The organism is Nocardiopsis sp. MG754419 (genome assembly GCF_018207095.1).
In the GTDB taxonomy this organism is placed as follows: domain Bacteria; phylum Actinomycetota; class Actinomycetes; order Streptosporangiales; family Streptosporangiaceae; genus Nocardiopsis.
This window is the reverse complement of sequence record NZ_QOCZ01000355.1, coordinates 1-502: the sequence shown is the minus strand read 5'-3', so window position 1 is coordinate 502 and position 502 is coordinate 1. Positions and strand designations below refer to the sequence as shown.

Annotated in this window: 1 protein-coding gene; it reads right to left on the bottom strand. The window is 71.1% G+C overall.

The window, feature by feature from the left end:
• Window positions 1-502: bifunctional DNA primase/polymerase (locus tag DSY14_RS28100; protein WP_211719601.1), on the bottom strand; the 502-nt coding region annotated here is incomplete at both ends.

Here is a 502-nt window from a genome sequence, read left to right as displayed (position 1 = left end):
GGTTCTCGCGGACCTCGACCTGGTAGTGGCCGTTGCCGTCGGGTGCGGTGACGGGGCAGCCGGGGCCCACGACGTAGCCGCCGTGGGCGCGGGTGTCGATCAGCCAGCCCAGGCCGTTGCCCTGGTCTCCGCTGGTGTTGCCCAGCTTCGGGCCGGTGGGGTGGGTGAAGTACAGGTGCCATCCGCCTCTGCGGGTGCGGACGGTGAAGGTGTCGAGCGGCAGCGGGTCACCGGTCTCTTCGGCCAGGAGCGCGAGTACGTCGGCTCCGTCGGTGATGCCGGGCCGGTTCCACGGTTGGGGTGGTTTCTGTCCGGGTTTGGGGGTGTCGAGGTCGATCACGACCAGTCCGGCGGGGCCGGTGGCGATGCCGTAGTTCGCGGTCGGCCACTGGCGCCACCAGGCGCGGATCTGGTCGGGGTCGGTGGTGGCGGTCTTCTCCCAGTTCCGGACCAGCGGTGGTTTCTTGGAGCGGGGGGTGAGGGGGAAGACGGGCCAGCCGCG